Here is a 23132-nt window from a genome sequence, read left to right as displayed (position 1 = left end):
ATCGCTTATTTGGCGGCGCCGATTCCACGCGGGCCGCGGGACAGCGATACCACTCCCGATTGCACGATCTCGCGGATACCGAACGGTTCCAGCACTCGCAGCAGCGCCTCGAGCTTGCCGCGGGTACCGGTCGCCTCGACTGTCAGCGAATCCAGCGATACGTCGACTACCTTGGCGCGGAACAGGTTTGCCGCTTCGATTACCTGGCTGCGGGTAGCGGAATCGGCCCGCACCTTGATCAACGCCAACTCGCGGGACACCGAGTTTTGCTCGTCCTGCTCGACGATCTTGATGACGTTGATCAGCTTGTTGAGCTGCTTGGTGACCTGCTCGAGCGGGGTTTCCTCGCAGGACACCACGATCGTCATCCGCGACATGTCCTTCTGCTCGGTGGCACCCACAGCAAGTGACTCGATGTTGAAACCGCGCCGCGAGAACAGCGCCGCCACGCGCGCGAGCACACCCGGTTTGTCCTCGACCAACACCGACAGGGTGTGCGTCTTGGGCTGCATCACGCGTGCCCCTCGGTTTCGTCGTCGAACAGTGGCCGAATTCCGCGGGCGTGCTGAATCTCGTCGTTGCTCGTCCCGGCGGCGACCATCGGCCACACCTGCGCGTCGGCGCCGACGATGAAGTCGATCACGACGGGGCGATCGTTGATCGCGCGCGCCGCCTTGATCGCCTCGATCACGTCTTCTTCACGCTCACAACGTATTCCGACACAACCCAACGCCTCGGCCAGCTTCACGAAGTCCGGAATGCGGTGGGAGTGCGTGGCCAGATCGGTCTGCGAGTAGCGCTCCTCGTAGAACAGGCTCTGCCACTGCCGCACCATGCCCAGATTGCCATTGTTGATCAGCGCCACCTTGATCGGTATGCCCTCGATCGCGCAGGTGGCCAACTCCTGGTTGGTCATCTGGAAGCACCCATCGCCGTCGATCGCCCAGACCTCGGCCTCGGGGCGAGCGACCTTGGCGCCCATGGCCGCCGGGATCGCGAACCCCATGGTGCCCAGCCCGCCGGAGTTGAGCCAGGTCCGCGGGTTCTCGTAGGAGATGAACTGGGCCGCCCACATCTGGTGCTGACCCACGCCGGCGACGTAGACCGCCTCGGGCCCGGCGATCTTGCCGAGCTGCTCGATCACGTACTCCGGGCTCAGGCTGCCGTCACTCTGCGGGCCGTAGCTCAGCGGATAGGTGGACTGCACCTCGTCCAGGTAGGCCCACCAGGCGGTCATATCGATCTTGCCCGGGGTTTCGTACTGGCGCAGCATCGCGATCAGGTCGGTGATCACGGCCTTGACGTCCCCGACGATCGGCACATCGGCGGCCCGGTTCTTGCCGATCTCGGCCGGGTCGATGTCGGCGTGGATGACCTTCGCCTCGGGCGCAAAGGAATCGAGCTTTCCGGTCACCCGGTCGTCGAAGCGGGTGCCCAGCGCGATCAGTAGGTCGCTGCGTTGCAGCGCCGCCACCGCGGCAACCGTGCCGTGCATGCCCGGCATGCCCAGGTTCTGCCGGTGGCTGTCCGGGAACGCGCCCCGGGCCATCAGCGTGGTGACCACCGGGATCCCGGTCAGCTCGGCCAAATCCCGCAGTTGCTCGGTCGCGTCGCCACGAATGACGCCGCCGCCGACATACAACACCGGTTTGTGCGCCCGCGCGATCAGCTTGGCGGCCTCGCGGACCTGCCGGCTGTGCGGCTTGATGTTCGGCTTGTAGCCCGGCAGATCCATTTTCGGCGGCCAGCTGAAGGTGCACTCGCCCTGCAGCACGTCCTTGGGGATGTCGACGAGCACCGCGCCGGGACGGCCGGAGGCGGCGATGTGGAAGGCCTCGGCCAGCACCCGCGGAATCTCGTCACCGGAGCGGACCAGAAAGTTGTGCTTGGTGATCGGCATTGTGATGCCCGAGATGTCGGCTTCCTGGAAGGCGTCGGTCCCGATCAGCGACCGCCCCACCTGCCCGGTGACGGCGACGACGGGGATCGAGTCCATCTGCGCATCCGCCAGGGGGGTCACCAGATTGGTGGCGCCGGGGCCCGACGTGGCCATCATGACGCCCACCTTGCCGGTGGCGTGCGCGTAGCCGCTTGCCGCGTGGCCGGCACCCTGCTCGTGCCGAACCAGCACGTGCCGCAGCTTTTTCGAGTCGAACAGCGGGTCGTAGACCGGCAGCACGGCACCGCCCGGGATCCCGAAGATGACCTCGACGTCCAGTTCCTCCAGCGATCGGATTACCGACTGAGCACCGGTAAGTTGTTGCGGTGCAACATGTTTGGCTTGCTTGGCCGGAACTTTTGCGGCGTCTTCCGCGGCGCCCGGCGCCCAGTCGTCGCCGTTGTGCGACTTGGGTGTCTGTGACCTGGTGGGTGCGCTCACTCTGGTGATTGTCCTCTTAGTCCTGATTTGGCTGTGGAAGTTTGGTTGATACGCAAGAAAAAACCCCCGTCAGCTCCCGCTGATCGAGGGTTGCGCGTTGGTGCCGGATCGCTTCACATGCTGAAGGAACTAGTCACGCACCAACGCGCGGACTAATTACTACGAGCATCCCGGGCTTTCCGGTGGTCTCCATAGCCTCCGACGGTAGCCTTCGCACTGCTCAACCGTCAAATCCGGTGCGGCGGGCACCAATCGTGGCCGCGCAACCCGGGGTGAAATGATGCTGGGGTGGCTTCCGGTTCCGCTGCCCCGACACCTGCGCCCACAGTGATCAAGATCTCACCGATGGCGCACCTCGCCGTCGGATTTGTGACCCTCGGATTGCTGATCCCGGTGCTCGCCTGGCCGTTGTCGACCCCACTGCTGGGAATCCCGGTGCTGTTGTCCGCATTGATCATCCGGCTGCGCACGGTTGCCGACAACCAGGGTGTGACGGCGCGAAACCTGGTCGGCAGCCGGACGGTCGGCTGGGATGACATCGACGGGCTGCGCTTCCACCGGGGTTCGTGGGCGCGCGCCGCGCTCAAGAACGGAACGGAACTGCGCTTGCCCGCGGTCACTTTCGCGACACTTCCGCAGCTGACGGCCGCCAGTTGCGGGCGAGTGCCCAATCCCTACCGATGACCGGCTAAACGGCCGATTCAGGCGATCGGGTTGACGCCGTTGAGCAGCACCCACACGGCGACACCGGCGGCGATGCCGGCGAGCAGGGCCACGAACGACCCGATGAAAGGCCGGTGCGCCCATCCCCTGTTGGCGTCCAGGCCGTAGCGGCCGGGGCCGGACAGGACGACCGCGACGGCCATGACGATCAGCGTGATCTGGTATTCGTGGCCCTGCGGCAGGAAAAACGCGAATGTGTGCGGCTGGGCCGACACGCTGGCCAGCAGGCCGTTGATCAGGAACGCCAGGGCACCGGCCGCGGCCACCGGGGTGAACAACCCCAGGACCAGCAGCGCGCCCGAGACGATCTCCCCGCCCGCGCTCACGTAGGACAGGATGTCGGCGTGCTGGTAGCCGACGTCGGACAGCGAGTTCTTGAAGCTGGTCAGGCCCTGACCGCCCCACCAGCCGAACAGCTTCTGCAGCCCGTGCGCGCCGAGCACCACCCCGAGCCCGACCCGCAACACCAGCAAACCGAGATTCTGGGTGCCGCGCCGACCGATCGCGCGTTGCCGTTCGTAGTCCTCGCTCGGATCGATCTCGGCCGGTTCGGCCGCCAAATGCCGCGGCGCCGGCTGCGGCTGCACATAGGGCAGCGGCTCCTGCTGATCGAGAACGTTGTAGGACTGCCCGGCGGGGCTGACGACCAGATTCGGGTCTTGGTAGGGGATGACGGTGGTGGTTCCGAAGTCGCCCGGATACCCGACGGGGGTCAGGTCATCTTCGGGGTCGACCAAGCGCGCTGCGGCGGGACGTCCCGGGGCCGGCTCCGGATTTTCGCCGGGGCGCTGCCAAGACGCGTCATTCGATTGACCGGTCACGGGTGTCAGGGTAAGGGCATTTAGTCGTGAATTGGGGATTTGAGCGGCGCTTTCGCGGTGCAATCGGCGCCTAGACCACTAAACGGGCCCGGATTGGCCCGAAATGAGCTTCCCAGCGCCGGAGAAAACCTATAAACGGGCCCCGCCCCGGGCGGCGGCCCGACGCCCCAACGGCACGGGTGTGGCGCGCCTGCCCGCCCTATCCGTAGCCTGTCGATCATGCGTTTGGGGTGGCCGGTTCGCTGCGGGCTCGCTGCGCTGTGCGCGGCGATGCTGGTGGCGACCGGTTGCGCGCGGTTCAACGACGCCGCCTCCGCGCCGTTTACCACCGCCCCCGAACTCAAGCCGCAGCCCAGCTCGACGCCGCCCCCGCCGCCGCCGTTGCCGCCCACCCCGTTCCCCAAAGCCTGCCCCGCTCCCGGGGTGATGCAGGGGTGCCTGGAGAGCACCAGCGGTCTGATCATGGGGCCCGACAGCAAAACCGCATTGGTCGCCGAGCGCACCACCGGCGCGGTCAAGGAGATCTCGGTCAGCGCCGAGCCGAAGGTCAAGCTGGTCATCCCGGTCGACGGGTCCGCGGACGGCGGCTTGATGGATATCGTGCTGTCGCCCACCTACTCCCAGGACCGCCTGATGTACGCCTACATCAGCACGCCGACCGACAACCGGGTCATCCGCATCGCCGACGGCGATATCCCCAAGGACATCCTGACCGGGATTCCCAAGGGCGCCATCGGGAACACCGGTGCGCTGCTGTTCACCAGCCCGACCACGCTGGTGGTGCTGACCGGCGATGCGGGCAACCCGGCGATGGCCGCCGATCCGAAATCGTTGGCCGGCAAGGTGCTGCGCATCGAGCAGCCGACCACCATCGGTCAGGCCCCGCCGACGACCGCGCTGTCCGGTGTCGGCTCGGGCGGCGGATTGTGCGTCGATCCGGTCGACGGCTCGCTGTACGTCGCCGACCGCACCCCGACCGCGGACCGGTTGCAACGCATCACGAAAGCCTCGGAGGTCTCCACGGTGTGGACGTGGCCGGACAAGCCGGGCGTGGCCGGCTGCGCAGCGATGGACGGGACCGTGATGGTCAACCTGGTCAACACCAAATCGACGGTGGCGGTGCGGCTTGAGGCGAAATCGGGTGCGGTCACCGGTGAACCCGACGTCGTCCGCAAGGACACGCACGCCCACGCCTGGGCGCTGCGGATGTCGCCGGACGGAAACGTCTGGGGTGCCACCATCAACAAGACCGCCGGTGACGCCGAAAAGCTTGACGACGTGGTGTTCCCGCTGTTCCCGCAGGGCGGCGGCTTCCCGCGCAACAACGACGACAAGGCCTAAGTACCTTAAGCGCGAGCGTAACCTCACGCTGGTTTTCGGGCCGATGTTTCGCCGTGCGGTTACGCTCGCGCGACCTAAGCCGCTAGGCCTGCCCGCAGGCGGCCAGCACCAGCTCGCGCACCCGGGCCGCGTCGGCCTGACCGCGGGTGGCCTTCATCACCGCGCCCACGATCGCACCGGCGGCCTGAATTTTGCCGCCGCGAATCTTTTCGGCCACATCGGGATTGGCGGCCAAGGCCTCGTCCACGGCGGCCTGGGTGACCGAGTCGTCGCGCACCAGCGCCAGACCACGGTCGGTCATCACCCGTTCGGGTTCGCCCTCTCCGGCGAGCACACCTTCGACGACCTGGCGGGCCAGCTTGTTGGACAGCTTGCCCTCGTCGACCAGTGCGATCACCGCGGCGACCTGAGCGGGCGTGATGGCCAGCTGGTCCAATTCGATGTTGGCCTCATTCGCCTTCTGCACCAAGAAGTTTCCCCACCAGGAGCGCGCCTGGGTGCTCGAGGCGCCGTGCTTGATGGTGGCGGTGACCAATTCGACCGCGCCGGCGTTGACGAGATCGCGCATCACCTCGTCGGAAACACCCCACTCTTCCTGAATCCGCTTGCGGCTCAACCAGGGAAGCTCGGGGATGGTCTGGCGCAATTGCTCGACGAGTTCGCGGCTGGGCGCGACGGGCTCCAGGTCGGGCTCGGGGAAATAGCGGTAGTCCTGTGCTGTCTCCTTGGCGCGGCCCGCGCTGGTGTAGCCGCCGGCCTCCTGAAAGTGCCGGGTTTCCTGGATGATTGAGCCGCCGGCAACCAGAACGGCGGCCTGCCGCTGCATTTCGTAGCGCACCGCGACCTCGACGCTTTTCAGCGAGTTGACGTTCTTGGTCTCGGTCCGGGTGCCGAACTCGGCCGCACCGGTCGGCTTCAGCGAGACATTGGCATCACAACGCATCGAGCCCTGGTCCATCCGGACGTCGGATACTTCCAACGCGCGCAACAGGTCTCGCAACGCCGTCACGTAAGCCCGGGCGATCTGAGGTGCGCGGGCCCCGGCTCCCTCGATGGGCTTGGTGACGATTTCGATCAGGGGCACGCCGGCCCGGTTGTAGTCGATCAGCGACGTCGTCGCGCCGTGGATACGTCCCGTCTCGCTGCCCAGGTGGGTGAGCTTGCCGGTGTCCTCTTCCATGTGGGCGCGTTCGATCTCGACCCGCCAGGTGGTGCCGTCTTCCAGCGGCGCGTCCAGGTAGCCGTTGATGGCGATCGGCTCGTCGTACTGCGAGATCTGGTAGTTCTTCGGCATGTCCGGATAGAAGTAGTTCTTCCGGGCGAAGCGGCACCACGGCACGATCTCGCAATTCAGTGCCAGCCCGATGCGGATCGCCGACTCCACCGCCTTCTGGTTGAGCACGGGCAAAGAACCGGGCAGCCCCAGGCACACCGGGCACACCTGGGTGTTGGGCTCGGCGCCGAATGTGGTGGAGCAGCCGCAGAACATCTTCGTCGCGGTGGACAGCTCGACGTGTACTTCCAGCCCGAGGACGGGGTCGAAACGTGCGATGACGTCGTCGTAATCCAGCAGCTCAGCCGCACCGGAAGTAACAGTCATGGCAACGATCCTAATGGTGGCGCGGCCGACCGCGGCACGACCGCCCGGGCTCAGGACGAGCGGGGTTCCCGCCAGGACCGCAGCGGCCCATCCTGTCCCACGGGCCGGCCGGCGGCGATGTCGCCGATGGCGGCGGCCATCTCCAGATAGGCACGCCGGCTTTCCCTGCTCAACCGGTCCAGCCCGAGCTCGGTGCCCTCGTGCACGTGCCGATCGAAGGGCAGGACCACCGTGGCGGCGACGCGAGCCGACAGGGACTCGAATTCCTTGGTGACCACGCCGTCCAGCTTGGCCGGTTCGGTGTAGTTCATGGCAAGCACGGTCGAACCCATCAAGCGGCGATATCCGTTGTTGGACAACCACTCCAGCGTCGTCCTGGTCTTGCGCACCGCATCGATCGAGGTGCCGCTGACCACCACCAGGGCTCGCGCCTCGGGCAGAACGGCGTCCATCACATGAGAGTTGATCGCCTTGACGCAATCCACCAGCACCACCGAATAGTGTTTCCGCAGAATCGAAAACGCCTTGGCGATGTCCTGGCGCTCCAGCCGCCAGTCGGTGCGGCCGTAGTCGGGCAACCCGAGCACTTCCAGGCCGAAGCTGTTCATGTGGGTGTGCGCCCGCACCTGGGCGTACTGCGTCACCGAATCGCGGGCGAGCAGGTCGGCCAGGCTCAGCGGGTTGCGTCGACCGTGACGCTCGGCGAGGTCGCCGGCGTCGATGTCGACGGCGATGACCCGGTCGCCGCGCGCCTCGGCCAGCGTCGAGCCGAGCGCTTCGACCACGGCGGTCTTGCCGACGCCGCCTTTGAGGTTCAGCACCGCGATCGGAAAGGCGCCGCCGACGACGGCCGTGGCGCGCTCCCGCAGCCTCCGCTCGTCCTCGGCGTCCTTGCCCGGGCCGAGGTCGATTCCGGTGATCCGGTGAATCACCTCTCGCCAGCCGGACCTGCTCGGTCCCGCCGGCGCCCGGGAGTCCACGCCGTCGAGGGCGGTCCCGCCCAGCGTCAGCTCACGCCGGTACGGCGCGGCGGTCCGCCGTGCCCGCGCCAGCCGGTTGGGTGTGGCCGGCCCGGCGGGTTTCTCCGGCGGGCGGTGGCGCGGTTCGGGCACGGTGGCCGCCGTCGGGTCGGCTTCGGCGCGCCAGCGCGGCACCGAAGACCCAGGCGGGCCGGAATTCGACGGATACGCCGGAGCGGCGGAAAGGGCATTGACTCCGCGAAACCCCTCGCGGTTACTCATGGCCGCTGGGATAGCCGTTTCGACCTGGTGGTTAAACCAGAAGCCGGTGCTTGCCGGGTGCGCTGGCTAATCGGGCGGCAAATTCGGGCAATAGTTCAGGCTGCTGCCACCCGTTGTTTGCCTTCCCGGGGTCAGAGCCGGTGCGCTTGCCGCAGGCTCTGCGCCGCCCGTTCCCCGATGACCACACACGGCGCCATGGTGTTGGTGGCGGTGATCCGCGGCATGATCGAGGCGTCGGCCACCCGCAGATTCTCGATTCCGTAGACCTTGAGGCTGCCATCGACCACGGACATCACGTCGCGGCCCATTTTGGCCGTGCCGACCTGGTGAAAAAACGTCGTCGCCGCATCCCGAACGAACTCTTCCAGCGCTGCTTCGCCCAAGTTTCCCGGCATGACCTCGCGTTTGACATACGGTCGCAGCGGCGCACTGTTGGCGATGTCCCGGCACCACCGCACGCACGCGATCGCCTTTTGCACATCGTCGGGATCGGCCAAGGTGTTGTCGTCGATGCGCAGCGGATCGGCCGGGTCGTTGCCGCCCAGCCGTACCCGGCCCCGGCTCTTCGGATGGGCGATCGCGGCGTGGAAGGTCCATCCGGCGTCGGGAAGGCCAAACCGGGCCGCCGTCTCGTCGGTCGCATAGGGCAGTTCCACCTGCCAGGCGAAGACGTCCGGGTGGGTGAGCCCCGACGTGGTCTCGCCGAGCACGACGACTTCGGCCGCATTGTTGCGCGGTAGTTGGGGCTCGCGGTATTCCCAGATGCAATCGAAGGCGACGTGGTCTTGAAGGTTGCGACCCACGCCGGGCAGGTGTTTGCGCACGGGAATCCCGACGCGGCTCAGCTCGTCTTGGTCACCGACACCGGAGAGCATCAGCACCTTGGGCGTATTGTTCGCACCCAGCGACAGAACGACTTCGGCGTCGACATCGATGCGTCGGGTCGCCCCGTGATGACGAATTTCGACGCCGACGGCCTTGCCGCCCTCGACGACGACCCGCTGCACGACCGCATGGGTGAGGACGGTGAGGTTGGGCCGGTCCATCAGCGGGAAGACGTATGAGCGAAAGACGGACTGCCGCTGGCCATTTCGGATCCGGACATCACCGAGCGCCACACCCGCGGTAGCCTCCATCAGCCGCCCATTGGCGGACGGGTACACCTTGGTGCCCATGGCCGACGCGGCATCCACCGTCGCCAGGGCGAGCGGGTTGGGGTCGGGTGCCGGTTGCACGAAAACCGGTCCGCCGCTTCCCCGGTACACCGGATCCGGGGCGCCATGCCAGTCTTCGATGCCTCGATAGATGTCGAGGACGGATTCGTAGTTCCACGCCGGGTCGCCCGCTTCGGCGGCGAAATGGTTCCAGTCGTCACGGTGGCCCCGGATCCAGGCCATCACGTTGATGCTCGAGCTGCCGCCCAGCACCTTGCCCGTCGAGTACATGATCGAGCGGTTGTTGAGGTGGGGGTTCGGCTCACCGCGAAATCCCCAGTCGCGTTCGGAACCCAAGTTGGCGGTCCATTGACCCGGGGCCACGACTTCGGCGACGTTGTCGTCGCCGCCGGCCTCGACCAGCAGCACGTCGACGCCCGCGTTTTCGGCCAGCCTGCGCGCGACGACCGAGCCCGAGGAACCCGAACCGCACACGATGAAGTCGTAGCGCGGCTTGAGTGTCGCGGTCAGCGCGGCCTGATTCGCGGCCACCCGCTCGGCGAATTTCTGGTCCACATCGAATTCGTCTGCCGTGTCCTGCATCTCGCCTCCGTACCTGGGCGGTCACCTGTCGCTACCCACTATTGGGGCGGCCGAGATGCACGTCTTGCGCGCACGCGCCAGGATCTTGCCGGGTTGCGCAAACGTCAGCTCAACGCCCAGGAGCGATACTCCCGCGGTGACAGACCATGTGCGGCTTTGAAGAGTCGAGAGAAATGCGCGGCGTTGACCAGTCCCCACCGTGCGCCGATCGCACCCACCGGCACCGCCACCAGCTCCGCATTCGCCAGGTCCTTGCGGCAGTGCTCGATCCTGCGGCTCCTGATCCACTCGGTGACTGTGTGACCATCGAATTCCAGCATCCGTTGCAGCTGTCGAATCGAAATATGGTGTGCTGTTGCGACTTTCATGCCATCTAGGTCGGGGTCACCGAGGTTTCGTTCGATGAAACCGAATATTCGCAACAGCAAGTCGGCCTGGACCGGGCTGCGGCCCTCCGGGCGATCACAGGCCAACTGCTCGCAGAACGCCGCCTCCAGCATGTCGAACATCGCATCGGCCAATCGGATATTGGTCGGCCGAGCTTCTTTGGTTGTCTGTCGCGCAAGCTCGACCAGGAACGGGGCCAACAGCGCCCCCATTCCCTGCCGGCCGTCGAAGCTGCGAGCCGTGAGCAGAGACAGTTGTGCCGTCGGGATGCGCAGCAATTCGCGCGGAATAAGCGCACTGAACATCTGGAATTTCCCGTCGACCGCGAATTCGAACGGTCGCGTCGTTTCGTATACGACGTAATCCCCGGGCGACAACTTTGCTTCGCGGCCATCTTGACGGACCACGCAGCTGCCCGCGATGTGGACACCGACCTTCAAATAGTCGGCACTGTGGTGCTCGATCAGCTGAGGCGTGCCGCGCCGCAGCTGTCGTGGCGTTCGGCGCATCACCACCCCACCGCTGAACTGCAGGCGGTTAATCCGCATGGTGCCCAGGCTGGACGTGTGCAGCTTTGCCTGGAAGGAGTCGGCGTCGTCCATCGACAGCGCGACCGGGACGAACGTGTCCCCCACGAGCTGGTGAAACGCCTCGAAGCGCTCCGCGCCGCCGCGCGGCTCGGATTTGCTGTCGGTCATGATCGTTGACAACGCTTCCGCCGCGATATTTGTTCACCGCGACGGTTGTTTGCCGGCCGGGTCGACCACCACGTCAGGATGGCGACCAGCATTTGTGCCGGAATTCGGGCGGCGACCAGTTTTGGGTCCAGGCCGAGCGCTCGCATCTCGTCAGGACGTCGCGTTTGACCGACCGCCGCCGGCAAGGTCGGCAGCGGCATCGCGAGATTTGTCCAGCGAGCAACCCGCCGCAGCCGCGGGAAGAACATGCGGATGCCCCCGACGAGCCGGATCGCCGCGGTGACCGCGCTGACCGGCTCACGCCACGCGGCCACGGCGTCAGGAACGAGTCGTTCGAACCACTCGTGTTTGACCACGTGCGCGATGCCTGCACCGGTGAAAGTCGCACCGAGCAAGTTCGGCGACTTTGCGGGTGGGATCGGGAGTGGTCATCGTGCCCTCCGTCGTCCAGGCGACGTGGTGACTGCGCGCAGAAACGTGTCGGTGAAGGTGTCGCAGACGTTGTCCAAGTCCGGTAATTCCAAACCTGGAAGTTGCGGCACGGCGGGCCGCACCAGCATGTGGACGGCAATCGGGGCGATCAATTGCTGGATCAGCAGTGACAGCGGCAGGTCGCGGATCCGTCCGGCCTGGATTTCGTTGGTCAGCCAGCCCCCGAGCGAAGCCAGAATCCGAGGAGCGTTGTGCCCCAACAGGTTCTGAATAGCGGGGCTGCCAGGGCGCGCCAACGTCTCAGCCAAAAGCGCCGGGGCCACGCGGGGCTCGCGGTCGAGGGTGTGGACGATCAGACCGTACAGGCTGCGCACTGTGGTGGCCAGATCGCCGTCGGCGCCGTCGATGAAGTCTTCGATCTGCAGCAGCGGGCTGTGGCGCTCGAACAGCGCCCGCAGCAGCTCGTCGCGCCCCCCGAACGACGCGTAGAGGCTGTGCACCGAGCACTGCGCGCGCGCCGCGATCGCTTCCAAGGTCGCCGCGGCCAGGCCCGAGGTGCTGATCAGCTCGGCGGCGGCGTCCAGGGCCCGGGTACGAACCGGCGCTTGACCGCCCGGATCCACCCCGGCCGCGCGGACCGCTTCGTCGAGCGCGGCGCGAGAACCGCCGAGCCGCCGGATCAGCGTGCTGCGGGAGATCCCGGCTTCGCGCGCGATCGCGATCACCGGCACGTCGGCCACGTCCTTACCCAGGGCGCGGCCGGCCCGCAGCGCCGCCTGCACCAGATCCTCGCCGACCGCGGCCGACGCCGATGTGGTGGTGTATGTCGACACGGCCGGCCCTAGCGCAGGCTTTGGGCGCCGTCGACGATCAGGTTGGCCCCGCTGACGTAACTCCCGAGGTCGGAGGCCAAAAACAGCACGGCCTTGGCGATTTCGTCGGGCCAGCCCGGTCGCCCGAGCGGCATCATCGTGGTCAGCATCTGGGCAAACCCACCGGATTCGACTGCGGACTGCAACATCTGGCGGGTCTTGGCCGCCTCGGCAGGCACCTGCTGCGAGGCGAACGTTCCGTCCCGGAACATCGCCAGCCGCTCCTCGGTGATCGTCGAACCCGGAGTGACGGCATTGACCAGAATCTGGTGGGGCGCCAATTCTTTGGCCAGATTCTGGGTGGCTGCCCACAGCCCGGCCTTGGCCGACGCGTAGGCCGCCAAGGGGCCCATCGGCCGGAACGCGTCGACGGACAACAGGTTGATGATGCGGCCCCCACGCCCGGCGTCGATCATCGCTTTCGCGGCGTACTGCGCCAGGAAAAACGCACCCTTGAGGTCGGCGCCGACGACGTCGTCGAATAACGCCTCGGTGGTGTCCAGCGCGAACGAGGGCGTATAAAGCGCGGCGTTGTTGACCAGGATGTCCAGCCGGCCGAAACGCTGCACCGCAAGGTCGACGACTCGCTGCGAATCCTCGAGCGCGGCGATATCGGCCTGGACACCGAGCGCGGTCGCCCCGGCTTCGGCAACTTCGTCCTGCACATGTCGTAACGCGTCGGGCCCGCGCCCAGTGAACACCACAGACGCTCCGGCCTGCGCCAACCGATGGACGGTCGCCTGGCCAAGACCACGGCTGCCGCCGGTGACCACCGCACATTTGCCGGCCAGAGAAAGCAGATCGGCTTGGGCAGTGGGTTCGGGGATGGTCGGCAAGGGCGCATCCATCGCAGGCTCCTTTTCGAATGTGCGGTGACGCAACGCGACGATACAATCAATAACGTACTCCGTAATCGAGTGTCAACCAGCGGTCGCCGTGGGCACGTTCGCCTGAGTGGCGACGACCGGGCGGACGCTAGCCGAAGAAGGCGGCGGCCTCGTCGTGGCGCGCGTCGGGCACCAGTTTCAGCTGGCGCGTCGCGTCGGCCAGCGAGACCCGGCCGATGTCCTGCCCGCGCAGCGAAACCATCTGACCGTATTCGCCGGCATGCGCGGCGTCGGCGGCGTTGACGCCGAACCGGGTCGCCAGCACGCGGTCGTAGGCCGTCGGTGTACCGCCGCGCTGGACGTGGCCCAGCACGGTCACTCGCACGTCCTTGTTGATCCGCTTCTCCACCGCCACGCCCAGCTGCTGGGCAACACCGGTGAATTTCTCGTGGCCGAATTCGTCAATCCCGCCCTCCCGCAACGGGATCGATCCGGGGATCGGTTTGGCCCCCTCGGCCACCACGCAGATGAAGTGCGAATCCCCGCGCTGGAAGCGGCGTTTGACGAGCCGGCAGACATCCTCGATGTCGAACGGCTGCTCGGGAATCAGCGTCATGTGCGCCCCGGACGCCAGCCCGGCGTTCAGCGCGATCCAGCCGGCGTGGCGGCCCATCACCTCCACCAGCATGACTCGCTGGTGGGATTCGGCGGTGCTGTGTAAGCGGTCGATGGCGTCGGTGGCCACGGTCAGCGCGGTGTCGTGACCGAAAGTGACGTCGGTGCAGTCGATGTCGTTGTCGATCGTCTTCGGCACGCCGACGACGGGAACGTTCTCCTCCGACAGCCAGTGCGCGGCCGTCAGCGTGCCCTCGCCGCCGATCGGGATCAGCACATCGATGCCGTTGTCGTCCAGGGTCTGCTTGATCTGATCCAGCCCGGCCCGCAGCTTGTCGGGGTGCACGCGCGCGGTGCCCAGCACCGTCCCGCCCTTGGCCAGCAGTCGGTCATTGCGATCGTCGTTCTGCAGCTGGATGCGCCGGTTTTCCAGCAGCCCGCGCCACCCGTCCTGGAAGCCGACCACCGACGAGCCGTACCGGGCGTCGCAGGTGCGTACCACTGCCCGGATGACGGCGTTGAGCCCTGGACAGTCGCCGCCCCCGGTGAGAATTCCGATCCGCATCCCTTCATCTTGCCCGCAACGGCTGCCGCCGGGGCAAATTGGGGCGCCGGCCGGCTACACGGTCGGCGGCGCCGGTAACGGTCCGCGCGCCGCCTCGTAGGCGGCACCGACGCGGTACAGGCGGTCGTCGGCCAGCGCCGGCGCCATGATCTGCAGACCCACCGGCAGCTGGTCGTCCGGGGACAGCCCGGACGGCACCGACATCCCGCAGTGCCCGGCCAGGTTCAGCGGCAGCGTGCACAAGTCGAACAGATACATCGCCAGCGGGTCGTCGACCTTCTCCCCCAGCCGGAACGCGGTGGTCGGGGTCGCCGGCGACACCAGCACGTCGACGGATTTGTAGGCCTCGTCGAGATCGCGGGCGATCAGGGTGCGCACCTTCTGCGCCTGGTTGTAGTAGGCGTCGTAGTAGCCGGCCGAGAGCGCGTAAGCACCAATCATGATGCGGCGCTTGACTTCTGGTCCGAAGCCGGCGGCCCGCGTCAGCGCCATCACTTCCTCGGCGCTGTGGCTGCCGTCGTCTCCGACCCGCAGTCCGTAACGCATCGCGTCGAAGCGGGCCAGGTTGCTCGACACCTCCGACGGCAGGATCAGGTAGTAGGCCGACAACGCGTAATCGAAGTGCGGGCAATCGACTTCGCTGACCCGCGCACCCAGCTCGGTCAGTTGCCGCACCGCGGCCTCGAACGACGACAGCACTCCGGGCTGGTAGCCCTCGCCGCGCAGCTGGGAGACCACACCGATCCGCACCCCGCTCAGATCGCCCGCCGCACCGGCCTTGGCGGCGCCGACCACATCGGGCACCGCGGCGTCGATGGAGGTGGAGTCCATCCGGTCGTGGCCGGCGATCACCTGATGCAGCAGCGCGGTGTCCAGCACGGTGCGCGCGCACGGGCCGCCCTGATCCAGCGACGACGCGCAGGCCACCAGGCCGTAGCGGGACACCGTGCCGTAGGTGGGCTTGACCCCGACGGTCGCGGTCAGCGCGGCGGGCTGGCGAATCGAGCCCCCCGTGTCGGTGCCGATGGCCAGCGGGGCCTGGAAGGAGGCCAGCGCCGCCGCGCTGCCGCCCCCGGAGCCGCCGGGCACCCGCTCGAGGTCCCACGGGTTGCGGGTGGGGCCATACGCCGAGTTCTCCGTCGATGAGCCCATCGCGAACTCGTCCATGTTGGTCTTGCCCAGGATCGGGATGCCGGCCGCGCGCAGCCGCGCGGTGACGCTGGCGTCATATGGCGAGCGCCAGCCCTCGAGGATCTTGGATCCGCAGGTGGTGGGCATGTCGACGGTGGTGAACACGTCTTTGAGGGCCAACGGAACGCCGGCCAGCGCCGAGGGCAGCCGCTCCCCGGCGGCCACGGCCTCGTCGACCGCGGCCGCCGCCGAGAGCGCCTCGTCGGCCGCGACGTGCAAAAACGCGCCGTAGCGGTCGTCGGTCGCCGCGATCTGGTCGAGGCAGGCCTGGGTGATCTCGACCGACGACACCTCCTTGGCGGCGACCCGGGCGGCCAGCGTCGCGGCGTCGGATCGGATGATCTCGTTCACTCGCTGTCCCCCAGGATCTGCGGGACCGCGAAGCGGCCGTCGACGGCTTCGGGCGCCGCGGCCAGCGCCTGCTGCTGCGTCAGGCACGGCCTGGTCTCGTCCGGGCGGGTGCCAGTGACGTCTTTCAAGACGTCTCTGAGCGGATTGTCGGTCGCCTCGACGCCGGTGACGTCGACCGCCTGGATCTGGCTCACGTGGGTCAGGATGGCGTCGAGTTGGCCGGCGTAGCTGTCCAGCTCGGTATCGGTCAACGCCAACCGGGCCAGCCTGGCCAGGTGCGCGACCTCGTCGCGGGAGATCTGGGACACGAGCGAAAAGCCTATCTGTGCAGTGGCGGCCGGCGTGCAGCTGGCACCCACCCTGCGGAAATGCCGTACGCGCGGCTCTGTGCGACAGTGGGCGCGTGCCGTCGTATCTGTTGCGCATCGAGCTGGTCGACCGCCCGGGAAGCCTGGGCGCGCTGGCGGTTGCGCTGGGTTCGGTGGGCGGGGACATCCTGTCGCTCGACGTCGTGGACCGCAGCGCGGGGTATGCGACCGACGACCTGGTCATCGAACTGCCTGCCGGGGCGATGCCCGACACGCTGATCACTGCGGCCGAGTCGCTGAACGGCGTGCGGGTGGACAGCGTGCGTCCGCACACCGGTCTGCTGGAGGCACACCGCGAGCTGGAACTGCTCGACCACGTCGCCGCGGCCAAGGACAAGGCGGCGCGGCTGCAGGTCCTGGCCGACGAGGCGCCCCGGGTGCTGCGGGTCAGCTGGTGCACGGTGTTGCGCGGTTCCGACGGGCAGGTGCAACGCCTCGCGGCCAGTCCGGGCGCACCGGAAACCCGCGCGGTGTCGGCTCCCTGGCTGCCGATCCACGAGGCCGCGACGCTGGACGGCAGCGCCGACTGGGTGCCGCAGGCCTGGCGCGACATGGACATCACGATGGTCGCCGCGCCGCTGGGCGACCCGCACACCGCGGTGGTGCTGGGCCGGCCCGGCCCGGAGTTCCGGCCCTCGGAGGTGGCCCGGCTCGGCTACCTGGCCGGGATCGTGGCCACCATGCTGCGCTGAATCAGCGTGCCGCCGCAGTCGTTTTCGGCGCCACCGCGTCGCCGTCTTCCCACAACAGCAATTGACGAACCGCCGGACGCGGACCGTAGGGCCGCAGCATCGTGCTGGCCGGACGCGGCCGCACCACTTGGGGCCACCAGAACCAGCGCCCGAGAAGTCTCGCGATAGAAGGCGTCAAGAACGAGCGCACGATCAGCGTGTCGAACATCAGGCCCAGCCCGATCGTCGTCCCGATCTGACCGAGAACCTGAAAGCCGCTGAAGACGAACGCACACATGGTGACGGCGAAGACGATGCCCGCCGAGGTGACCACCGAACCCGAGCCGGCCATCGCCCGGATGATGCCGGTATTCAGGCCGGCATGGATCTCCTCCTTGAATCGGGAGATCAACAGCAGGTTGTAGTCGGACCCGACCGCCAGCAGCAGGATCACCGCCAGCGCCAGCACCACCCAGTACAACTCGATGCCGAACAGGTACTGCCACACCAGAACCGACAATCCGAACGAGGCTCCCAGGGAGAGCGCGACCGTGCCGACGATAACCAGCGCGGCTATCAGACTGCGCGTGATGATCATCATGATCAGCAGGATGAGGCTCAGTGCGGCGAACGCGACGATCATCAGGTCGTACTTGGCACCCTCCTGGATGTCCTTGTACGTCGCCGCGGTCCCGCCGAGATAGATTCCCGCGTTCGCCATCGGGGTGCCCTTCAGTGCCTCGTGCGCCGCCTTGGCGATCGGGTCGATGTGCGAAATGCCTTCCGTGGTAGCGGGATCACCGTCGTGCGTGACGATCATCCGAGCGGCCTTGCCGTCGGGCGACAGGAACAGTTTCAGCCCGCGTTTGAAGTCGGGGTTGTCGAACACCTCCGGCGGCAGATAGAACGTGTCGTCGTTCTTGGCCGCATCGAACGCCTGCCCCAACGCCGTCGAGTTTTCCAGCGCCCGCGCGTTCTGGGCGTAGATGCCGGACAGCGTGGCGTAATTCGCCAGGGTCAGATCGCGATTGGTCTCCTGGCTTTGAATCTGGGGCGGTATCAACGCCACCAGCTTCGGTTGCAGCGCGTCGAGCTTGTCCAGCGACGCCGTCAGGTTTTCGAATTTTTCGGTGAGCTGGTCGATGCCGTCCAGCGCGTCGAACAGCGACCTGAACGCGTAGCAGGCGGGGATGTCGTAACAGTGCTTCTCCCAATAGAAATAGCTGCGAATCGGGCGGAAGAAGTCATCGAAATTCGCGATCTTGTCGCGCAGGTCTTTGATCGTGGCAAGCGTGTCGCGAAAGCTCTCGGTCTCGTCGTGGGTGGTGCCGGCCAACTGCTGCTGCAGCACCAACTGCTGTCGCAAAATGTCGATCGTCTTGGACAGCTCGTTGGCTTGCTTGAGCGCGTCGTCGGCCCGATCCCGTTGGTAAGTCAGGTTTTGCTGCTGGGCAGCGCTGGAATTGCTGACCACGAACGCCAGCGAGCTGTGGACCAGCGGGGTTCCCAACGGCCGGGTGATGGTCTGCACCTGCGCGACCCCGGGGACGTGAAACACGGCCTTGGCCACCTTGTCCAGGATCAGCATGCTGGCCGGGTTACGCATGTCGTGATCCGATTCGACCATCAGCAATTCCGGCTCCAGCCGGGCCCGCGAGAAGTGTTTCTCGGCAGCCGTGTAGCCGACATTGGCCGGCGCGTCGGCGGGCATGTAGGGACGAGTGTCGTAACTGGTCTTGTACCCGGGCAACGCGATCAGGCCCACCAGGGCCAGCGCGCTCGCGGCCGCGAGGACCGCGCCGGGCCAGCGAACGATGGCGGTGCCGATTCGCCGCCAGCCACGGGTCCGCATCGCCCGTTTCGGGTCGAAGATACCTGCCTTGGCGCCCAGCACGAGGATCGCGGGGCCCAGCGTCAGCGCGGCGAACAAAGCGACGATGACACCCAAAGCGGCTGGGATACCTAGACTTTGGAAGTACGGAAGCCGGGTGAAGCTCAGGCAGGCCACCGCGCCGGCAACGGTGAGCCCGGAGCCCAACACGACATGGGTGGTGCCGTGATACATGGTGTAGAACGCCTTTTCGCGGTCTTCGCCGGTCCCGCGTGCTTCTTGGTAGCGGCCGACGAAGAATATCGCGTAGTCCGTTCCGGCGGCGATCACCAACAGCGTCAAGATATTCGTCGCGTAGGTCGACAGGTCGATGATTCCCTCGTTTCCGAGGAAGGCGACAAGTCCTCGGGCCGCCGACATTTCGATCAGGACCGTGGCGAGAACCAGCAACGTGGTCAGCACCGAGCGGTAGACGAAGAACAACATCAACGCGATCACCCCGATGGTGATCGTGGTGACCTTCGCGGTCCCTTTGCTGCCGACGTCGAACTGATCGGAGATCAGCGGTGCCGCGCCGGTCACATACGTCTTGACGCCCGGCGGCGGCTTCAGGTGGTCGATGAGGTCGCGCAGCGCGCCGACACCCTCGTTGGCCAATGCGGAGCCCTGATTACCGGCGAGGTTCACCTGAACGTAAGCGGCCTTGCCGTCGCTGCTTTGCGATCCCGCCGCGGTCAGGGTGTCGCCCCAGTAGTCCTGGACGTGCTCGACGTGCTTTTTGTCCTGCTCGAGCTTGCGGATCATCTCGTCGTAGAAGCGGTGGGCGTCCGCGCCGAGCGGCTTGTCGCCTTCCAGCACGATCATGGCCGAGCTGTCGGTGTCGAACTCTCCGAACTTCTGGCCGATGCGCTTGATTGCCTTGAGCGACGGGGCATCCGGCGAGTTCAGCGCCACATTGTGGGTCTTGCCCACCTCCTCCAGCTGCGGCACCGCGATGTTGGTGATGGCGGCCAGCGCCACCCAGAAAAGCAGGATCGGCAGCGCGAGCCGACGGATGTTGCGCGGCACGAATGGCCGCGTCTGCTGTTCGTTGGTTTGGTTGCTCATCCCGACTTATCCAGACAGAAGGTGTAGGCGTCGACCTTGTTGACGGTGCGTTCGTCTTTGACTTGACCGTTGACGGTGATGCGGCAACCGAGGGTGTCTCCGTTGCCTTGTGCCACCACGTTGCCGATGACCGCGGGCTCCGTCGTGGTGATCGTGAACGACCACGGCAGGGGCGCGTTCTTGACTTGCTGCGGCTGGGCGTTGACGTCCAGGTAGTTGATCGTCGCCACCGCACCGGGTGCGCCGAAGACCTCGAGCACGACCTGCTTGGGGTTGAACGGGACGATCTCGTTGGACAGGCCGCTGTTGGCGGAGGTCTTGTTGTTCGACCCGAAGATTCCGTGCAGGCGATAGATGCCGAATCCCGCGACGGCGACGACGAGTAACGCGACCACCACTATCCAGCCCTGCCTGAGCAAGGAGGACATTGACGTCGCCTTCACCCTCGGCCTTTCGATGGTCGGCGTTCTCGATCACTGTATGACTGCTACCGTCGCCGTGCGCGGCGCGAACGACGGAATTCACGGTACGGTACTGGACCGTACTGCACAAGAGACGTGGCCGTACACATTTCGCACCGGGCGACCGGGTGGCGGCGGTGTTACCCGGCGGTCCTGGTCAGGCCCGGGATCAGGAACTGGTCGACGAGAAGCTCCACCGTGTGACGGGTGGGCGGTCGGTCGGGGATGATGCACCGGAAGATGAGATAGCCGGGCAGCAGGTCCCAAAGTTCGTCGGTGAAGGCATCTTTGGCGATCTCGCCGCGGTCGACGGCCCGTTGCAACACGTGCTGAACCAGGGCCTTGCGTTGTTTGAGGAATTGATCCTGCAGTGCTTCGTTGAGCGCGGGATGCCGCGACACCTCGACCATCACCGCACGGATGGTGCTGGCGTGCTGTCGTCCGTGCTCGCCGCAGACCTCGCCGAGACTGATCAAATCGCCGCGCAAGGTCCCGGTATTGGGCGCGACCGCGACCTGGCGGACGCCTTCGATGAAGGCGGCCAGCACCAGTTCGGCTTTCGAGGGCCAGCGCCGGTACACCGTGGCCTTGCTGGCGTGAGCGGCACCGGCGACCGCGTCGATGGTCAACTGGTCATAGCCGTGTTCCTGCAGTAGCTCCAGCGTCACCGCCAGCAGTTCGGCCTCCCGCGGAGACCACGGCGATGGCTCCGTGTACTGATCGGCCGTCTGGGTCATAGCGCCCACGATAGAGCCGCAACCACAGTACGGACCAGTACCGCGCTGTTAATCGCCTGTGTCTACCCCCGGGCCGTCGGCCAGCAGGCGGCGAAATCCGTCCTCGTCGAGGATCGGTACACCCAGTTCCACCGCCTTGTCGTACTTCGAACCCGGCGAATCGCCGGCCACTAAGTAGGCGGTGTTCTTCGACACCGACCCCGCCGCCTTACCGCCGCGGGCCACGATGGCCTCCTTGGCCTCGTCGCGGGAGAACCCGTTCAGCGAACCGGTGACCACGATGCTCAGCCCGGCCAGCGTGCGCGGCGTGGCGGCGTCGCGCTCGTCGGCCATCCGCACGCCGGCCGCTTTCCACTTGTCGACGATGGCGCGGTGCCAATCGACGGTGAACCACTCGGTGACCGCGGCGGCGATGGTCGGGCCGACGCCCTCGACCGCGGCCAGTTCCTCCGTCGATGCCGACGTGATCGCGTCGAGGCTGCCGAACTCGGTTGCCAGGGCGCGCGCGGCCGTCGGACCGACATGCCGGATCGACAGCGCCACCAGCACCCGCCACAGCTGCTGCGCCTTGGCCTTGTCCAGGTTGGCCAGCAGCCGCTTCCCGTTGGCCGACAGCGTTCCGGCCTTGGTGGTGAACAGCTCGGTGCGCAGCAGGTCAGCCTCGGTGAGGGTGAACAGGTCGCCCTCGTCGGTGATCACCCCGGCTGCCAGCAGCGCGATGGCGGCCTCGTAGCCCAGCCCTTCGATGTCGAAGGCGCCGCGGCCGGCGACGTGAAACACCCTCTCCCGCAACTGCGCCGGGCACGATCGCGAGTTGGGACAGCGGATGTCGGCATCGCCCTCCTTGGCCGGGGCCAGCTCGGTGCCGCACTCGGGACAATGGGTGGGCATCACGAATTCGCGTTCGGTGTCGTCGCGCAGATCGGCGACCGGACCGAGCACTTCGGGAATCACATCGCCGGCCTTGCGGATCACCACGGTGTCGCCGATCAGCACACCCTTGCGCTTGACCTCGGCGGCGTTGTGCAGGGTGGCCATTTCGACCGTCGAACCCGCGACCTTGACCGGGGTCATGACCGCATAAGGCGTGACGCGTCCGGTCCGGCCGACGTTGACCTTGATGTCGAGCAGTTTGGTCTGCACCTCTTGGGGCGGGTACTTGTACGCGATCGCCCAGCGCGGCGCGCGCGAGGTCGACCCCAGCCGGCGCTGCAGCGCGACGTCGTCGATTTTGACGACGACACCGTCGATTTCGTGGTCGACGTCGTGGCGATGCTCGCCCCAGTAGGCGATCCGCTCCAGCGCACCGGCGGCGTTTTCGACCCGGGTGGTGTGGTCGGAGACGGGCAGACCCCAGGCACCCAGCGCCAGGTACGCGTCGTGCAGGCTGGTAGGCCGAAAGCCCTCGGCATGTCCCACCCCGTGGCAGATCATCCGCAACTTGCGCCGGGCGGTCACCGCGGGATCCTTCTGCCGCAGCGACCCCGCGGCGCTGTTGCGCGGGTTGGCAAACGGCACCTTGCCGTCTTCGACCAGCGCGGCGTTGAGCGCTTCGAAGTCGGCGACCCGGAAGAACACCTCGCCGCGCACCTCGAGGACGTCGGGGACCGGATAGCCGTCGCTGGCCGTCAGCCGTTCCGGGACATCCTCGATGGTGCGCGCGTTGTTGGTGACGTCCTCGCCGGTGCGCCCGTCGCCCCGGGTCGCGGCGCGGACCAACCGGCCATCGCGATAGACCAGCGCCAGCGCGACGCCGTCGATCTTGAGCTCGCACAGGAACGGCACGTCGTCACCGACCTCGGCGTGGATCCGCGCGGCCCACCCGTCGAATTCGTCGCCGCTGAACACGTTGTCCAGCGACAGCATCCGTTCCAGGTGCTCGGCCGAGGTGAAATCGGTGACGAACCCCGCCCCTCCGACCAGCTGCGTCGGCGAATCGGGCGTGCGCAGCTCGGGATGCTGCTCCTCGAGCGCGGCCAACTGCCGCAGCAGCACGTCGAAGTCCGCGTCGGAGATGATCGGCGCATCGCGCACGTAGTAGCGGAACTGGTGCTCGCGCACCTCGTCGGCCAGTTCCCGCCATTGCCGCCGAACCTCGGGCGGGACGGGGTCAGCTGCTGGCGAACTCACCTTGGCAGGCTATCGAAGCGCTCCGA

At 66.9% G+C, this 23132-nt stretch carries 20 protein-coding genes; 3 read left to right on the top strand and 17 right to left on the bottom strand.

Annotated elements, in window-relative coordinates:
* Positions 1-5: 5 nt before the first annotated feature.
* The gene (gene ilvN, locus BN973_RS10420) at positions 6-512 is read right to left on the bottom strand and encodes an acetolactate synthase small subunit (RefSeq protein WP_036467934.1); all 507 of its coding nucleotides are present in this window, start codon (positions 510-512) and stop codon (positions 6-8) included.
* The gene (locus BN973_RS10415) at positions 512-2380 is read right to left on the bottom strand and encodes an acetolactate synthase large subunit (protein ID WP_036467933.1); all 1869 of its coding nucleotides are present in this window, start codon (positions 2378-2380) and stop codon (positions 512-514) included. Before BN973_RS10415 ends, ilvN begins: the two co-directional genes overlap by 1 nt.
* A gap of 345 nt (positions 2381-2725) precedes the next feature.
* Between BN973_RS10415 and BN973_RS10410 the strand changes: the two genes are divergently transcribed.
* Positions 2726-3064 (top strand): PH domain-containing protein, encoded by a 339-nt coding sequence (locus BN973_RS10410; RefSeq protein ID WP_051641566.1) that lies wholly within the window; start codon positions 2726-2728, stop codon positions 3062-3064.
* A gap of 17 nt (positions 3065-3081) precedes the next feature.
* On the opposite strand, the gene BN973_RS10405 is transcribed toward BN973_RS10410, so the two are convergent.
* Positions 3082-3924, bottom strand: coding sequence for a DoxX family protein (locus tag BN973_RS10405; protein ID WP_036467927.1), 843 nt, complete (start codon positions 3922-3924; stop codon positions 3082-3084).
* Between the two features lie 219 nt (positions 3925-4143).
* On the opposite strand from BN973_RS10405, the gene BN973_RS10400 reads away from it, so the two are divergent.
* Positions 4144-5265: a PQQ-dependent sugar dehydrogenase gene (locus tag BN973_RS10400; protein ID WP_084163361.1), complete on the top strand. Its 1122-nt coding sequence runs from the start codon at positions 4144-4146 to the stop codon at positions 5263-5265.
* A gap of 82 nt (positions 5266-5347) precedes the next feature.
* Here the strand turns inward: BN973_RS10400 and gatB are convergent, their stop codons facing one another.
* From gatB to gatC, 10 genes are all read right to left on the bottom strand, one after another.
* Positions 5348-6865 (bottom strand): Asp-tRNA(Asn)/Glu-tRNA(Gln) amidotransferase subunit GatB, encoded by a 1518-nt coding sequence (gene gatB, locus BN973_RS10395; RefSeq protein WP_036467924.1) that lies wholly within the window; start codon positions 6863-6865, stop codon positions 5348-5350.
* A gap of 50 nt (positions 6866-6915) precedes the next feature.
* On the bottom strand, positions 6916-8106 hold the full coding sequence (locus BN973_RS10390; RefSeq protein ID WP_084163360.1) for a MinD/ParA family ATP-binding protein: 1191 nt from the start codon (positions 8104-8106) through the stop codon (positions 6916-6918).
* Between the two features lie 131 nt (positions 8107-8237).
* Complete coding sequence (locus tag BN973_RS10385; protein WP_036472255.1) at positions 8238-9791, bottom strand: GMC family oxidoreductase; 1554 nt, start codon at positions 9789-9791, stop codon at positions 8238-8240.
* Positions 9792-9967: 176 nt separating this feature from the next.
* Positions 9968-10948, bottom strand: coding sequence for an AraC-like ligand-binding domain-containing protein (locus tag BN973_RS10380; RefSeq protein ID WP_036467922.1), 981 nt, complete (start codon positions 10946-10948; stop codon positions 9968-9970).
* Positions 10945-11343: a DoxX family protein gene (locus BN973_RS10375; protein WP_036467920.1), complete on the bottom strand. Its 399-nt coding sequence runs from the start codon at positions 11341-11343 to the stop codon at positions 10945-10947. Before BN973_RS10375 ends, BN973_RS10380 begins: the two co-directional genes overlap by 4 nt.
* 33 nt (positions 11344-11376) lie before the next feature.
* Positions 11377-12213 (bottom strand): TetR/AcrR family transcriptional regulator, encoded by an 837-nt coding sequence (locus BN973_RS10370; protein WP_051641209.1) that lies wholly within the window; start codon positions 12211-12213, stop codon positions 11377-11379.
* An 8-nt stretch (positions 12214-12221) separates the two neighbouring features.
* On the bottom strand, positions 12222-13100 hold the full coding sequence (locus BN973_RS10365; protein WP_051641208.1) for an SDR family NAD(P)-dependent oxidoreductase: 879 nt from the start codon (positions 13098-13100) through the stop codon (positions 12222-12224).
* Positions 13101-13227: 127 nt separating this feature from the next.
* Complete coding sequence (locus BN973_RS10360) at positions 13228-14259, bottom strand: ATP-dependent 6-phosphofructokinase (protein WP_036467917.1); 1032 nt, start codon at positions 14257-14259, stop codon at positions 13228-13230.
* A 54-nt stretch (positions 14260-14313) separates the two neighbouring features.
* The gene (gene gatA, locus BN973_RS10355) at positions 14314-15801 is read right to left on the bottom strand and encodes an Asp-tRNA(Asn)/Glu-tRNA(Gln) amidotransferase subunit GatA (protein WP_036467916.1); all 1488 of its coding nucleotides are present in this window, start codon (positions 15799-15801) and stop codon (positions 14314-14316) included.
* The gene (gatC, locus tag BN973_RS10350; protein WP_036467914.1) at positions 15798-16109 is read right to left on the bottom strand and encodes an Asp-tRNA(Asn)/Glu-tRNA(Gln) amidotransferase subunit GatC; all 312 of its coding nucleotides are present in this window, start codon (positions 16107-16109) and stop codon (positions 15798-15800) included. The genes gatA and gatC overlap by 4 nt, the downstream gene beginning before the upstream one ends.
* 95 nt (positions 16110-16204) lie before the next feature.
* On the opposite strand from gatC, the gene BN973_RS10345 reads away from it, so the two are divergent.
* Positions 16205-16861: an ACT domain-containing protein gene (locus tag BN973_RS10345; protein WP_036467913.1), complete on the top strand. Its 657-nt coding sequence runs from the start codon at positions 16205-16207 to the stop codon at positions 16859-16861.
* 1 nt (position 16862) lies between these two features.
* Here the strand turns inward: BN973_RS10345 and BN973_RS10340 are convergent, their stop codons facing one another.
* The 4 genes from BN973_RS10340 to ligA form a co-directional block, all read right to left on the bottom strand.
* On the bottom strand, positions 16863-19778 hold the full coding sequence (locus BN973_RS10340) for an MMPL/RND family transporter (protein ID WP_036467911.1): 2916 nt from the start codon (positions 19776-19778) through the stop codon (positions 16863-16865).
* Positions 19775-20206, bottom strand: coding sequence for an MmpS family transport accessory protein (locus BN973_RS10335; RefSeq protein ID WP_198048909.1), 432 nt, complete (start codon positions 20204-20206; stop codon positions 19775-19777). The genes BN973_RS10340 and BN973_RS10335 overlap by 4 nt, the downstream gene beginning before the upstream one ends.
* 173 nt (positions 20207-20379) lie before the next feature.
* Positions 20380-20976, bottom strand: coding sequence for a TetR/AcrR family transcriptional regulator (locus tag BN973_RS10330; RefSeq protein ID WP_036467909.1), 597 nt, complete (start codon positions 20974-20976; stop codon positions 20380-20382).
* A 48-nt stretch (positions 20977-21024) separates the two neighbouring features.
* On the bottom strand, positions 21025-23106 hold the full coding sequence (gene ligA, locus BN973_RS10325; protein ID WP_036467907.1) for an NAD-dependent DNA ligase LigA: 2082 nt from the start codon (positions 23104-23106) through the stop codon (positions 21025-21027).
* Positions 23107-23132 lie beyond the last annotated feature (26 nt).

Origin of the sequence: Mycobacterium triplex, assembly GCF_000689255.1 — a bacterium.
Lineage (GTDB): Bacteria > Actinomycetota > Actinomycetes > Mycobacteriales > Mycobacteriaceae > Mycobacterium > Mycobacterium triplex.
Note: the sequence above shows the minus strand (reverse complement) of the source record. Positions and strands in the feature narration are given on the sequence as shown.

Excerpts from the sequence above, each read along its gene's own strand:
- ilvN (WP_036467934.1), bottom strand. The coding sequence starts at position 512 with ATGCAGCCCAAGACGCACACCCTGTCGGTGTTGGTCGAGGACAAACCG.
- BN973_RS10410 (WP_051641566.1), top strand. The coding sequence starts at position 2,726 with ATGGCGCACCTCGCCGTCGGATTTGTGACCCTCGGATTGCTGATCCCG.
- BN973_RS10400 (WP_084163361.1), top strand. The coding sequence starts at position 4,144 with ATGCGTTTGGGGTGGCCGGTTCGCTGCGGGCTCGCTGCGCTGTGCGCG.
- gatB (WP_036467924.1), bottom strand. The coding sequence starts at position 6,865 with ATGACTGTTACTTCCGGTGCGGCTGAGCTGCTGGATTACGACGACGTC.
- BN973_RS10390 (WP_084163360.1), bottom strand. The coding sequence starts at position 8,106 with ATGAGTAACCGCGAGGGGTTTCGCGGAGTCAATGCCCTTTCCGCCGCT.
- BN973_RS10380 (WP_036467922.1), bottom strand. The coding sequence starts at position 10,948 with ATGACCGACAGCAAATCCGAGCCGCGCGGCGGCGCGGAGCGCTTCGAG.
- BN973_RS10365 (WP_051641208.1), bottom strand. The coding sequence starts at position 13,100 with ATGGATGCGCCCTTGCCGACCATCCCCGAACCCACTGCCCAAGCCGAT.
- BN973_RS10360 (WP_036467917.1), bottom strand. The coding sequence starts at position 14,259 with ATGCGGATCGGAATTCTCACCGGGGGCGGCGACTGTCCAGGGCTCAAC.
- BN973_RS10340 (WP_036467911.1), bottom strand. The coding sequence starts at position 19,778 with ATGAGCAACCAAACCAACGAACAGCAGACGCGGCCATTCGTGCCGCGC.
- BN973_RS10335 (WP_198048909.1), bottom strand. The coding sequence starts at position 20,206 with ATGTCCTCCTTGCTCAGGCAGGGCTGGATAGTGGTGGTCGCGTTACTC.
- BN973_RS10330 (WP_036467909.1), bottom strand. The coding sequence starts at position 20,976 with ATGACCCAGACGGCCGATCAGTACACGGAGCCATCGCCGTGGTCTCCG.